This window comes from Vibrio brasiliensis LMG 20546, assembly GCF_000189255.1.
Lineage (GTDB): Bacteria > Pseudomonadota > Gammaproteobacteria > Enterobacterales > Vibrionaceae > Vibrio > Vibrio brasiliensis.
On sequence record NZ_AEVS01000071.1, the window covers coordinates 186,964 to 200,108 of the forward strand.

A 13,145-nucleotide genomic window follows, 5' to 3' on the forward strand; every position below is an offset into this window, starting at 1 on the left:
CAGCCAATCTTTATCCGTTATTTAGTCACTTCTTCATATTCACCCTCAATCGCGCTCTTTTGGCTCGCTTGGTTGAATACAGGGTTGTTCATTTTGATCGCTTTCTCGATTTTCTTACCGGTAATCAGTGCCGCGATGGTCAATGGGATCGCCAGAATTAATCCAACTATGAGGGTAAAGAAGCCGATGAAAAGCGTAAATACGCCGGTAATCATTCTATTCATAATCAATCCTCTCTTAATTTAGATACAGCTTAACCAAACAAAAATGAATCAAACATGAACGGATGTTTAAGAAAAAAACGCCCAACAATGTTGGGCGTAGTTATTACTTGTCGACAGGGAATAGTTTGCTCTCAAACACCGTTGCGTATACCGGGATATCCTTAAGTGTATTGACGTCTACCTTGTATGGGTCTTGGTCTAATACCGTAAAGTTAGCAACTTTACCCACTTCAATGCTGCCGAGACTATCCTCCATTCCCCACGAATATGCGGCTTCGATAGTGATGCCTCGCAACGCGCCATCGAGTGACAACGCAAGGTCTGGACGTAGCACCTGCCCCTGATTAGTTTGGCGAGTCACCGCACTCCAGGCTAATAGCAGCGGATCAGACGGTGCCATTGGCATATCTGAATGGAGTGAAACCGGAATGCCTTCTTTCTCTATGGTTGCCAAACGAACCATAGCGTGGGCACGCTCCTCACCCAAGCCGACTTCACCAAAACGTTGGCCAAATCCGGTGACGTAATAAGGGTTAACGCTGATTATCGCACCGAGTTTTTTAAGCTCCTTCACTTGTTGATCCGTTGAGTTAGCAAAGTGAACAATCGTAAAGCGGTGGTCTTCACGCGGATACTCTGCCTGACGTCGTTTCATTATTTCAATCAGCTTCTCAACACCTTCATCGCCATTCACATGGACCAGGATCTGATAGTCTTTGTCCCAAAATGCTTTAGTAATCGCTTCTACGTCTTCGGGCGTCTGAATCCACTCGCCGTGGTGACCATCTAAGTAGCCGTCTTTCATCTTCATTAGCTGAGAGATAATCGCGCCATCGAACAGAATTTTGATCTGTTTGTCGAAGTAACGAACCTTACCTTGCTCAGGCAGAGTCTTAGTCACCTCTTCTACCGCTTTAACCACCCCCTCTTTGCCCTTCATCAGAAATGGTGTTTTGCTCTCTGGCGTAAAGAATGAGTACATTGGCGTTGAATCAGCGCCCAATATTCTCAAATAGGTTTCCGTCATCTCTTGCGGGATAAACGCGCCTGGCTCGTTATAAGCAGTCACACCTTTCTGATGAAGCATTTCAACCATCTGATTGAGGCCAAACTCAAACCTTTCCTGGTTGCCAAGATCTTTATAGATTCGTGGTAACAGGTAGATTAGCGCGCCCCCTTCCCAGAAATGACCTGCCGCTAAATCAGACTGGCCTTTAACTTCAGCGCCTAACGCATCGATATCCTGTTGGTTGAGACCATATTTTTCAACAAATGCGCTGTTGACGTAAAACTCATGTGCCGAGCGGTGCCAAACCCCAATCGGACGAGTGTCAGAGATCTGGTCTAATACTTCGCGGTTTAACTCACCATGGAAAAAGTTGTTGTAGCCCCATGTCCAAAGTGTTTGATTTGGGTCGGTGAGCTCCGCTTCTACCGCTTTCAGTGCAGAAATATACTCTTGATGACCACTTACCGCAGGCCAGGTTCGATCTGGCAGCTGCCACTCTTCTGGTGCAATAACGGGCATGCTAAGGGTTAAAGCACCTAGAAATGGATGGAGATGCTGCTCTATAAAACCCGGCATAATGACTCGCTCACCAAGATCGATAACCTTTGCAGTCGGGTAGAGTGCTTTTGCTTTTTCTTCCTTACCAACAAACTGAATCTTACCGTCATCATTGGCAATAACTGCTTCGGCTCTCGGCTGCTCATCATTCATGGTAATGACTGAAGCACCAAGATAAAGGGTGCCAGACGTGCCATCATTGTTAACAGGTTCTGCTACTTTTTCAGCTGGGCTGCATGCACTCAACAGCGCTGTAATACTGAACAAAGCCGCGGCTAATCGCGTTTTTCTCGCCGTTAGTAACTTCATATTATCTCTCTTATTCATCCGAGAACGGACAGAAAAACTTGTTCTCTGCCAGTTCGTTGCATCATTTGGCGCTATTTATACACATCTAGCGAACGAATAATGTAGGGCAATACCTCAAACTTCTGACGTATCAGAAGTGAGACGTGTTATTTCCACCTAGGACTACAATATCAATCTTCTCGGCACGATTTTGCGTCTACACTCCAATAGATGTTGCAGATAATTAACAGCTTTGTTATTTAATAATCTAGCAAGTCGCGAACACACCTATAACAACAAGGATTGACAGATGAGTAATGGTCAACGAGATATCACCCTACGTTTTCTAGCTGAGCCCGGAGATGTTAACTTTGGCGGTAAAGTCCATGGTGGCGCCGTAATGAAATGGATCGATTTAGCCGCATACGCCAATGCTGCCGCCTGGAGCGGTAAGTACTGTATTACCGCCTATGCTGGCGGGATTCGCTTTGTTCAGCCGATTCATGTTGGCAACCTCGTCGAAGTCAGTGCCAAAGTGATTTACACAGGTCGAAGCTCAATGCATATCGCTATCGACGTACAAGCGAGCGATCCCAAAGAGCTCAAAAACAGGCTAACTACTCACTGTATTGTCATCATGGTTGCGGTCGATGAAGAAGGCAAACCTACCTCGGTTCCAGAATGGGTTCCGGAAACCGAAGAAGATATTGAATTACGTGATTCGGCTATTCGACTCATGAATATGCGTAAAGAGATCGGTGAAGAGATGGAAGCGCACGTTAAGTACCTTAAGTAGCCCTCCCCCTGTAAGCTGCTGGCAGCAATAATTTTTCTTCGTTGCTGCCACACCCTTGTCATTTTTCTTTCATCTTTGTTTGCTTAAATCCATCAGCATAGAAACGATCGAAAGGAATATCTCTTGAACCTTAGTCAAACCACATTGAGTGAATCAACGCTACTGAACCTGAAAGCGATAGAGTATCAATGGGTTCGGACAATGTATGTTGAAGGCTATGGTGACGCAGAGATAAACCACTACATACGCACCTGCTTTGGTGGAGATGAACTGTTCGCCGACCTGTTTAGAAAAGTCGCGTTGTCGCAGGAAAGTATCTATGTGCTTTTGCAGCATTTAGGCTGTGCTCCTTCCAGCCGAGAGCTTTAACCCTAAAATTAGTGAGCGTTTCGCCGCAACTATGTGTAACACGTAACCACGTTACACTCCTTAATCATGACTTCCTCGCATCACTTGTAAGCTAGCCTGCCCTTCAATCACGCCCTTCGTATAATGCGCAAGTAACTGAGATCCAGACATAAAAATACCCGGACATGCCGGGTAATGGTTACAAAAACTGTTAGTAGTTAATTAGTAAGGAATCTAGCTAACAGCCAGCTATGCGTAACGCCAGTTCTGCCCTCTTCTTAACTGATCGGCGGCCAAACCAAAAGTGTTAAGCAGAGAAACAAATGGGCGACCTTGCGGTCGCCCTTATCGTTCTTATTAACCTTTCACACCACCGGCAGTCAATCCTCCGACTAACCAGCGCTGAGCAAGTAAGAATACGATGGTAATTGGTAATGCAGATAACACTGCTGCTGCTGCAAAGTCGCCCCACAAGTAGTTTTGAGGGTAGAGGTATTGCTGCATACCAACCGCTAATGTGTAAGAGTTTACATCAGAAAGTAGTAGAGATGCTACAGGAACTTCTCCTACCACACCGATGAAAGACAGAATAAACACCACGGCTAAAATCGGTACAGAAAGCGGTAAGAGTACCAGTCTGAATGCCTGCCAAGGCGTCGCTCCGTCAAGTGCTGCGGCTTCCTCAAGCGAGTTGTCTATCGTTTCAAAGTAGCCTTTGATAGTCCAAACGTGCAGGGCGATACCACCTAAGTAAGAGAAAATCAGACCGCCATGAGTGTTGAGACCCAAGAAAGGAATGTACTGACCTAACTTATCAAACAGAGCATAAAGTGCCACTAGAGCGAGTACAGCTGGGAACATCTGGAAAATCATCATCGCTTTAAGAATGGTATCTTTTCCTTTGAAACGCATACGAGCGAAAGCATAAGCCGATGTCGTAGACAGTGCCACAATCAATACTGAGGTGATACCCGCTACTTTCACTGAGTTCCATAACCAGGTTAATACTGGGAATGGTGGCGGTGTAACAGAACCATCTGCATTGGTGACAGAGAAGCCTAGCGCCAGTTTCCAGTGCTCCAAAGATGGGTTGTCCGGAATAATGCTACCTGTCGCAAAGTTACCCTCACGGAATGAAATCGCTACCACCATCAACAGTGGGAAGATAATCGCTGACAAGAAGATCCATAGGGCGATATGCGTTGCCCATACGCGGTATTTAAGTGACTTACCTTGTACCATAGCCATATCAGTACTCCTTAATCTTGAGACAGCTTAGTGAAGCGTAGGTTGAGTAATGCCAATCCACCAACCAATAGGAAGATAAGCGTTGCAATAGCACTTGCCAGACCAAAGTCTTGACCGCCGCCGCCCTCGAAGGCAATACGGTAGGTGTAGCTTACAAGTAAGTCGGTGTAACCCGCTGGCTCAGAGGTACCAATCATGTTTGGTCCACCTTGAGTCAATAGCTGGATAAGGACGAAGTTGTTAAAGTTAAACGCGAAGCTGGCAATGAGTAGCGGTGTTAAAGGTTTAATCATCAGCGGCAGCGTAATAGTGCGGAAGTTATCTAAGAAGTTAGCACCATCGATTGCTGAAGCCTCGTAGAGATCATCCGGAATCGCTTTCAACAGACCCATACATAAGATCATCATGTAAGGGAAACCAAGCCAGGTATTAACGATAACAATCATCGCTTTCGCCATTAGCGGATCAGAGAACCATGAAGGACTGATACCAAATAGCGCTTCGAGTACCATGTTGATTTCGCCAAAGCTTTGGTTAAACAAACCTTTGAAGATCAGGATTGAGATAAACGCTGGAACGGCATATGGCAGAATCAGTAGCACGCGGTAGATAGCACGGCCCTTGATCTCTTCCCATTGCACAATACTTGCCAGAACCAAGCCGATGATGACGGTCAGACCAACGGTCAAGGCAGAGAATAGAATTGTCCAGATGAAGATACTAACAAATGGTTCTTTGATACCATCATCTTTCCATACACGTTCAAAGTTCTTAGCGCCAATGTCGACAATAAAGCCCGGCGATACGGTTGAACCGATAAATTGACCGTTTTCGTCGATTGGCTGATAGAAACCGATTTCAGTATTTGGACGCAGGGTTTCACCAGTGCGGTTGTTGTACAGCGTCTCGCCATCATCCTGCATGGTGTACAAAGGCACCACAGCAGCAAACTTACGCAGTCCACTCATACGGATATCTTCACCATTTGGTAGGTGCAGATCTAAGTTGCCCAGAGCGACTTTGTTACTGATGATGGTTTTGATTTTCTCTTTTTCACCAACAACTGAATCAACAGGTTGTAGATCCATATCAGTTGCTGAAAGAGAAGCCAGGTCAAACACATCTGTTGCTAGCAGTTGATCACCCTTCTTCACTGAGAGGCGGTGACCATTTTCTGTTTTGTACAGCGTAAATGGATAGCTATCTCCACTCTGGAAGGTACGATCCATTAATACCGTTTGGGCACGGTCAAATGAGAGTTGGTTTTTCGCACTGTAGTTTGTGAAAGCAAGACTGACCGTATAAGCAAGCGGAAACAGGATGAATAAGATCATGCCCGCAATGCCTGGATAGATGTAACGGTGCGCGTAGGTCTTTTTACTACCAAAAATGTACAACGCCAGTGCGGTTAAAATAAGGGTAAGCAACGCAAAAGCGGTCTCACCACGAGAATACATAAGAACGGTTGCGTAGCCATTAACGATACCGACTGAGGCAAGAAGGCCCCATTTAATGAATACACTTTTACTTGATGGCAAGCTCGTTGTTGTAGATGACATAACATCTGTACCTTGAACTGACTGCATAAGAGAACCTGCTAGCGATAATAAAACTTTGAAAAGGAGGAGAGGTTACCCTCTCCTCAAAAGGGTATTACTTAATTATTTGGTCATTTGTTTTTCTGCGTCTGCTAGTGCAGCATCCACAGTTTGGCGACCATCTACTACGTTTACGATAGCGTTCTTAGCGGCACCCCAGAATGCGCTCATTTGTGGGATGTTTGGCATGATTTCGCCGTTCATTGCGTTATCCATAGTCGCAGCAATGCGCTTATCAGCGTCTAGCTCACGCTGGAATGAGTTAAGAGCAACAGCGCCTAGTGGCTTATCGTCATTCACTTTACGCAGACCGTCATTAGTTAGCAGGTAGTTTTCAATGAACTCAACCGCTAGGTCTTTGTTTGGAGAAGCAGTGCTGATACCCGCTGTCAGTACACCAACAAAAGGTTTAGAAGATTGACCGTTGAATTTAGGCAGCGTAGTTACACCGTAGTTGATACCAGACTTCTCAATGTTACCCCAAGCCCATGGGCCATTGATTGTCATTGCTGTCTTGCCTTGGTTGAATGCAGACTCTGATACTGAGTAGTCCATGTCTGAAGAAATAACACCTTTATCGACCAGACCTTTAACAAAGTTCATCGCGTCTTTTACGCCGTCTTTTGCAATACCAGCATCTTTAACGTCGTAGCCTGCAGCACCATATTTGAATGCGTAACCACCGTCAGCAGCCATTAGAGGCCATGTGAAGTACGGTTCTTTCAGGTTCCACATAATTGCAGATTTGCCGTCAGCTTTTAGTTTTGCATCTAGCTCAGCAACTTCTTCCCAACTCTTAGGTGGATTTGGAACAAGATCTTTGTTGTAGATTAGCGACAGAGATTCTACAGCGACTGGGTAACCAATTAGCTTACCGTTGTACTTCACTGCATCCCACGCAAAATCAACGATACCTTCTTTTAGCTCTTTCGAAGGAGTTACTTCAGCCAGTAGACCTGCTTCTGCATAACCACCAAAACGGTCGTGAGCCCAGAACACAATATCAGGACCGTCACCCGTTGCAGCTGTTTGTGGGAATTTATCTTGAAGCGCGTCTGGGTGAGCAACAGTTACCTTAATACCTGTGTCTTCTTCAAACTGTTTACCTACCTCAGCAAGTCCGTTGTAGCCTTTATCGCCATTGATCCAGATAGTTAATTGACCTTCTTCGATAGCAGCATTTGCACCAAATGAGCCAAGAGCAACAAGAGTACCAAGTGCTACTGTGCTTAGGGCATTTTTCATGTTCATATCCTTTTTATATTTGTGTTGTAGGGCTCAACCAGAGGCTTCACCGTATTTCAGCAGTTATTTTCAGCTAAACGGACTTAAGGCTCATCCTCCTACTCCCTACGCCCTCGCTATTATGGACTATTTTCGTGATCCCCATCGGCACAGGTTAGCGACAAAAGTCACAAATCCACTCACTAATGTGATCAGACTCAATAGAAATGCGGGCAATTATTTGAAGTCGATCTCTTTACGTCTTCTACTCCTTTCCTGCCCTCATCCCTAACTACTCCCCCTACAAATAATCACTATAGGAGGATGTCGCTGGCCTCCGTTTTCAGCAAACTACAGTCATCCAAGAGTGGATGGTAAGAACCCTTTCCAGTACGACATGATTTATGCGACTGGTTACAACGCCGCGAGGGTTTGCTAAGAGTACACAAGTGACATAGGTGTTCAGGAAACTGATTAATCCGGGGGAGACACTTGTGTTACACGGGGGAAGCAAATCTGACTTTGGCTTGATGGGTGTCGCGAGAGACTCCTTCACCCATATTTTCTTACCCGTTTAAAAAATCCATCCTCTTACCAAATTCCTACTATTATTGCCGTGTCCATAATTCATATAATGATAGGCAGTAAAATATAAAATCGATCGAGGACGAGCTAGATGGCGAGTGTCACGTTAAAAAATGTATGTAAAGCTTACGGTGATTTGCTGATTTCAAAGAATGTCGACTTAGACATCCAGGAAGGCGAATTTGTAGTATTTGTTGGTCCGTCAGGCTGTGGCAAATCTACCCTACTACGTTGTATTGCTGGCCTAGAAGATATTACTTCAGGTGATCTCTATATTGGCGATGAGCGCATGAATGATGTCGAACCTTCAAAGCGTGGTGTCGGCATGGTGTTCCAGTCTTACGCCCTGTATCCTCACCTAAACCTTTATGACAACATGTCTTTCGGCCTTAAACTTGCCAAAGCGGATAAGAGTGAAATTGATAAACGCGTTGAACATGCTGCAGAAATCCTACAGCTGAGCCACTTACTGGAGCGTCAACCAAAAGCGCTTTCCGGTGGTCAACGTCAGCGTGTCGCTATTGGACGTACCCTAGTATCGCAACCTAACGTATTCCTGTTGGATGAACCTCTGTCAAACCTTGATGCTGCGCTACGTGTTCAAATGCGTTCTGAGATCACAAAGCTACAGCGCAAGCTTGGCTGCACCATGATCTACGTAACTCACGATCAGGTAGAAGCAATGACAATGGCAGACAAGATCGTAGTGCTGGATGCAGGTTTTGTCTCGCAAGTAGGTAAGCCACTGGAGCTATACCACTACCCAGAAAACCGCTTTGTTGCAGGCTTTATCGGTTCACCTAAGATGAATTTTATGAGTGTGTTTATTGAAGCGGTGGAGAAAGATCGCGTCATGGTACAGCTGGCTAACGGCACCACTTTCTGGATTCCAGTAGACGGAACCACTGTGACTCGTGGCGAGCGTATGTCTCTGGGTGTTCGTCCTGAGCATCTACTACCGGCTAACGAAGGTGACGCAACCATCGAGGGTGAAGTGAACATCGTAGAAAAACTGGGTAACGAAACTCAAGCTTATCTACACATTGATGCTGCGGATGCGGATATGATCTATCGTCAGCCTGATACACTTGCTGTTGAGCCAGGAGACAAACTGTCTGTCGGTATTCCAGCTCACCGTTGTCACCTATTCCACAGCGATGGTAAAGCCTGCCGTCGCTTGTTTAAGGAAGCTGGCTTAGAGTTCGAGTAAGCCATCGACAAACTAAAAAAGCCCCTATTAATTAGGGGCTTTTTGTTTTATATCCAATCAGTAAATGAAACGTCGTTCAAATAATCATCTAACGCCTTACATGACACTAAGGATAAGCAAGAGCTGCGTGGTATCCCCCTCATCGCCTCAGGGAATAGAAGTTTCAAATGTTATATACGAGTTGTACTGCCCCGGGTCACCTGCAATATCAAACTTCAGTTTTAACGGTATTTCTACCTCTGAATTTTGCGGGAGATCAGGCCACCACAGTTCTGAAGTGTCTCCATCAACACGCAAAGGGTTAGAATTGCTTAATAACGAGAATTCAATAGGACCAATAAGTCCGCGTCTCTCATCACGTCGGTTAGGCGTGGTTACACTAATCGAATAATCGCTGCTAGAAAGTGTAGAACTGTTATTACTCGTCACCTTAATTGATATCTCTTTTTGCACCTCATCTCCAACAACGCCACCAAAATGGACAGGCTGAGAATCATTTACATTGATATCTGGCGTTGTAACACTCCCGGAGACAGCAATGTTAACTGCAACATTTCCGGTACTTACGCCGAATGGATAGTTATCCGGATTTGGTTGGACTCCATATGTTACGGAATAACTTCGGTTTATAGCAAAGCCAGAACTATTAGCAGGAAGGTCTTTGATCTTATATAAGTGAATGACCAGACCTAAGGGATGTACACCACGAAAGCCGTTGGTATCCGGGCAACTGGCTCTTTGAATATTAGTATTCAACAAGCAACTAATCGTAAAGTATTGCTCGAATCGGCTTATATTCGCATAAACGCCAACTGCGACATATTCGTTTAGCTTATAGCCATACCAATCACCATCCGCTGGGCGAAATGTGCCAATGGGATTCAGTAAATGACCAGCACCACCAACTAAGTTCCCCTGAGCCCAAAAGAAGTATGTTCTATTTGCATTGCTATCACAGAATAATTGAAACGTTGTACCATCATTGCGGTCAGTTGCTCGTGTTGACGTTAGCGTTATGATCTTTAACGGGACGCCTCTAGACTGACGGTTAAAGTCCGAAATGTCACTTTGATAACTTAGGTTATTTGCAATGAAGGAAACATCATTTACATTTTTTGAACACATCCCGTAAGCGCTATTAATAGTTAAGCAATTAATAATCACAAAAAAAAGTGTCCTGATTTCCAATCTAATTTTCATGACATATATTACCTGGTTATTTCGACCAATTCTTGAACAAGTGTGTACTGTTTAGTTGCTCCCCAGTCATCGATGGAAGTAATAATAACATCTTGACCTTTTCTGACTTGTATATCCCCAATATCAACAGCGCTATATGGAGATAATTTCTGCAAATTAGATCTGGTTACCTCATCTGTTGGATAGATACTCTTACCATCAATTTCAAGCTGAGATATTGCAAAATAAAATGGGGACTTGTTGACGATCGTAAGTTTATTATCACTTGCTCTGTAAAATATCTGAGACTCTGCATCCTGTCGCTGCTCAGAGATAGCGTCGGGTCTGTAGAGGAGCTTCACCTTTATGTTCATCGCTAAAGCAATTGAGTTGCCACTAGCCCCGGATGCACGAGTAGACATCGGAATTTCCAGTACATTCAGCCAGAATAAACTCTCTCGATCTGTCGGTAATGCCTCCTTATTTATCATTCTAAGGTTAATTCGTTGCTTTGAGTTAGGCCCAGATTTAAACACTGGTGGCGAAGGCAGCACTACCGGTGTTTCGGTGGTAATTTGATCTGACTCAGTTCCATCTAAGTAGACAGAGACCTGGCCTCCATACTTTCGCTCTGACTTATTCGACACCTCAATAGGGATAGAGTTATTAGCCTCGGTATAGATATAACGAGTTGAGTTAAGAACAAATGCAGATTGCGCAGTTTGAGATAATAGAAGTAGTGTAAATAATACAGTCATCCTCATCATTGGCATTCCTTCTTATATATGGTGTCTGCATTTGCGTTGATGTCATTCAAATTAATAGTACATTTATTGACGCCATCGACTGAGACAGATAAATATTCAGAGGTTTCTTTCATTGCAGCGACTATCATACCTTGATACATATATCCTACGCTTTCGTTGCGATCATTAACGATATCAAGGTTATTCATGCTGACAAATTCATCCGAGTTTTCGACGATGATGTTATATTTCCTCATAACCGAATAGTCAACATTTCGATATAACACAGAGTTTTTTAACGGCTTATATATTACAGAGGAACTTGATATCTCAATATCACCAGATATATTATTACTGTCGATGGAAATATAATTCTCTCTATATGGAGAGAGCGGTACAACAGCGAACCCATCAGTGTTAGTGCTTGTCCCTTTTACTTTCACCCCAGCAAGCCCGTCTAGATCAATTATACCAATGGTATTAGACCTCACCGTAGACAAAATAATACCTGTATTATTGGTATAGAGAACCGAGCCACTTACGGAAGATTTGACCGATAAATTACTTTCATCATCTCCGGTAAAGCCAATGCTGTAGTTAACTTTGTCTGTCTTTATGCTGCTGTTTACTGATACATTCACGCCATTAACAGATCGATCTACACTGGCAAACATTGACAGATCTTCATCTATATTTATCGCTGATGACGCAGAGGAAAACAGCTCACCACTTTCAGCAGAATATGAACTAGAAAAGCTCGCCATCTTGCTAAATGAGTAATCTAATGGGACCGTCAAAGATAAGCTAATATCAGACAAACCTGTATCTCTGAAATTAGAAGAAAGGCTAATCGTATTTTCTCCAATTGTAACCGAGCCAGTTAAGTTCAAACCCATTGTTTCTATCCCCTCCCAGTTAGACTCCTTCCACATCGAGCTAGAGATGGAACCTTGATCGAAGCGAGAACTGAGCCGCGCCTCATACTTTTCTTTTGAGTTAAACGTGCTGCTCTTAGTTGATTGGTAATCAGAGAAATCGACATAATCCTTATTCTGATATCGATAACTCAATAAGTTAAAGTCAACGTCAGAGGTAATGCTTCTTGCGTATTCCGCTTTAAACGAATATCCAGATATCCATTGTTGTTCGATATCTTTCGACTGAGAGCGCGACACCGTCAAGCCAATGGTTCCCAGATAACCGAGCGGCTGCATATATTTAGCACCAAACTGGAAATAGCCATCAGACAAAACAGAACTACCTAAGACAGTGCTGTCATCAAGACCACGTGAAAAGTTGTAGCTCATAAACAGCCTATCATTATCTAGGTGCTTGTTGATGTCAGAAAAGGATGAGTTGACGAACCCAACACTCAAATCGTATTCAAAGACGCCGGGTCTTACCATTTGAGGCAGTACAGACATCGGGACAGTTTCTACCGAAGACTTGCCTGAATCCCCTTCAATCTCGATAATCAAATCACCATTGCTGACAGGTCGTAAGTCTTCCAACCTATATGGCCCAGGCGAAAGACGGGTCTGATAAATAACCACTCCAGACTGGCTAATCGTGATGGTGGCATTTTCTTCACTGACGCCAGTAACAACAGGTGAGTATCTCTTCTCTGAATTCGGCTTCATATCGTAGTCAGAGGCGAGTTGAAGACCTACAAATCCAAAGCTCTGATGTATACTGTTTCCTGTCCAGGTCTGACCTAACGTGAGTTCTGAATCCAGCTCTTCCACCGCTGTAGTGATTATTAAGCTACTTATATCAAGCCTATCTTGTGATAAGTAACTATCTAATTGCCCATACCAACCTAACGCATTTACCTTCATATCTAAATTTGCAAAATAGTACGGGTCACTACCGTTATTACTTTTTGAAATATTTGCAAAATAATTACTACGAACGGCAAAGTTCCCTTGCTCCCATGCGCTGCCCTCTTTTTTGTCAGTAGATGAAAAATAGGACTGAGGTATGGCGAGTTCTAAGGACAGATTATCGATAGAAAGATCTGCTTTTGTGTATTGTTCACGACCGATAAAATAACAATCGTTTTTTATGTCTCTGAACGCGTTGTAATAACTTTATTCTACGCCAATCAGTAGATTTTCTTCTAAGCTAAAGTT

11 protein-coding genes are annotated in these 13,145 nt (G+C 44.0%); 3 read left to right on the plus strand and 8 right to left on the minus strand.

What is annotated here, in order from left to right; translation table 11 throughout:
• Positions 1 to 17 precede the first annotated feature (17 nt).
• Together RH46_RS12370 and RH46_RS12375 are read right to left on the minus strand one after the other, a co-directional pair.
• A complete protein-coding gene (locus RH46_RS12370; RefSeq protein WP_006879806.1) occupies positions 18 to 224 on the minus strand; it encodes an FxsA family protein in 207 nt (68 codons plus the stop codon).
• A gap of 103 nt (positions 225 to 327) precedes the next feature.
• Positions 328 to 2,100 (minus strand): amidohydrolase, encoded by a 1,773-nt coding sequence (locus RH46_RS12375; RefSeq protein ID WP_006879807.1) that lies wholly within the window; start codon positions 2,098 to 2,100, stop codon positions 328 to 330.
• Between the two features lie 289 nt (positions 2,101 to 2,389).
• Between RH46_RS12375 and RH46_RS12380 the strand changes: the two genes are divergently transcribed.
• Both RH46_RS12380 and RH46_RS12385 read left to right on the plus strand, forming a co-directional pair.
• Positions 2,390 to 2,875, plus strand: coding sequence for an acyl-CoA thioesterase (locus RH46_RS12380; protein WP_006879808.1), 486 nt, complete (start codon positions 2,390 to 2,392; stop codon positions 2,873 to 2,875).
• A gap of 123 nt (positions 2,876 to 2,998) precedes the next feature.
• The gene (locus RH46_RS12385; RefSeq protein ID WP_006879809.1) at positions 2,999 to 3,244 is read left to right on the plus strand and encodes a hypothetical protein; all 246 of its coding nucleotides are present in this window, start codon (positions 2,999 to 3,001) and stop codon (positions 3,242 to 3,244) included.
• Between the two features lie 336 nt (positions 3,245 to 3,580).
• Here the strand turns inward: RH46_RS12385 and malG are convergent, their stop codons facing one another.
• From malG to malE, 3 genes are all read right to left on the minus strand, one after another.
• Positions 3,581 to 4,471 carry a maltose ABC transporter permease MalG gene (gene malG, locus RH46_RS12390; protein ID WP_006879810.1) on the minus strand — a complete coding sequence of 297 codons (891 nt, stop codon included), beginning with the start codon at positions 4,469 to 4,471 and terminating at the stop codon, positions 3,581 to 3,583.
• Positions 4,472 to 4,482: 11 nt separating this feature from the next.
• Positions 4,483 to 6,057, minus strand: coding sequence for a maltose ABC transporter permease MalF (gene malF, locus RH46_RS12395; RefSeq protein ID WP_006879811.1), 1,575 nt, complete (start codon positions 6,055 to 6,057; stop codon positions 4,483 to 4,485).
• Positions 6,058 to 6,132: 75 nt separating this feature from the next.
• Complete coding sequence (gene malE / locus RH46_RS12400) at positions 6,133 to 7,314, minus strand: maltose/maltodextrin ABC transporter substrate-binding protein MalE (protein WP_006879812.1); 1,182 nt, start codon at positions 7,312 to 7,314, stop codon at positions 6,133 to 6,135.
• A 655-nt stretch (positions 7,315 to 7,969) separates the two neighbouring features.
• Here malE and malK point away from each other — a divergent pair.
• Complete coding sequence (malK, locus tag RH46_RS12405; RefSeq protein ID WP_006879813.1) at positions 7,970 to 9,088, plus strand: maltose/maltodextrin ABC transporter ATP-binding protein MalK; 1,119 nt, start codon at positions 7,970 to 7,972, stop codon at positions 9,086 to 9,088.
• Between the two features lie 147 nt (positions 9,089 to 9,235).
• Here malK and RH46_RS12410 read toward each other — a convergent pair whose 3' ends face one another.
• The 3 genes from RH46_RS12410 to RH46_RS12420 are packed head-to-tail and all read right to left on the minus strand — an operon-like array spanning position 9,236 to position 12,851.
• Positions 9,236 to 10,288: a hypothetical protein gene (locus RH46_RS12410; RefSeq protein WP_006879814.1), complete on the minus strand. Its 1,053-nt coding sequence runs from the start codon at positions 10,286 to 10,288 to the stop codon at positions 9,236 to 9,238.
• Positions 10,289 to 10,296: 8 nt separating this feature from the next.
• Complete coding sequence (locus tag RH46_RS12415; protein WP_040895739.1) at positions 10,297 to 11,034, minus strand: fimbria/pilus periplasmic chaperone; 738 nt, start codon at positions 11,032 to 11,034, stop codon at positions 10,297 to 10,299.
• Entirely contained in the window at positions 11,031 to 12,851 is a 1,821-nt protein-coding gene (locus RH46_RS12420; RefSeq protein WP_006879816.1) for a fimbria/pilus outer membrane usher protein, read from the minus strand. Before RH46_RS12420 ends, RH46_RS12415 begins: the two co-directional genes overlap by 4 nt.
• Positions 12,852 to 13,145: the final 294 nt, after the last annotated feature.

Coding starts and splice junctions, on each gene's coding strand:
- RH46_RS12370 (WP_006879806.1), bottom strand. CDS start 224: ATGAATAGAATGATTACCGGCGTATTTACGCTTTTCATCGGCTTCTTT.
- RH46_RS12375 (WP_006879807.1), bottom strand. CDS start 2,100: ATGAAGTTACTAACGGCGAGAAAAACGCGATTAGCCGCGGCTTTGTTC.
- malG (WP_006879810.1), bottom strand. CDS start 4,471: ATGGCTATGGTACAAGGTAAGTCACTTAAATACCGCGTATGGGCAACG.
- RH46_RS12415 (WP_040895739.1), bottom strand. CDS start 11,034: ATGATGAGGATGACTGTATTATTTACACTACTTCTATTATCTCAAACT.
- RH46_RS12420 (WP_006879816.1), bottom strand. CDS start 12,851: ATGAAGGTAAATGCGTTAGGTTGGTATGGGCAATTAGATAGTTACTTA.
- malF (WP_006879811.1), bottom strand. CDS start 6,057: ATGCAGTCAGTTCAAGGTACAGATGTTATGTCATCTACAACAACGAGC.
- RH46_RS12380 (WP_006879808.1), top strand. CDS start 2,390: ATGAGTAATGGTCAACGAGATATCACCCTACGTTTTCTAGCTGAGCCC.
- RH46_RS12410 (WP_006879814.1), bottom strand. CDS start 10,288: ATGAAAATTAGATTGGAAATCAGGACACTTTTTTTTGTGATTATTAAT.
- malK (WP_006879813.1), top strand. CDS start 7,970: ATGGCGAGTGTCACGTTAAAAAATGTATGTAAAGCTTACGGTGATTTG.
- malE (WP_006879812.1), bottom strand. CDS start 7,314: ATGAAAAATGCCCTAAGCACAGTAGCACTTGGTACTCTTGTTGCTCTT.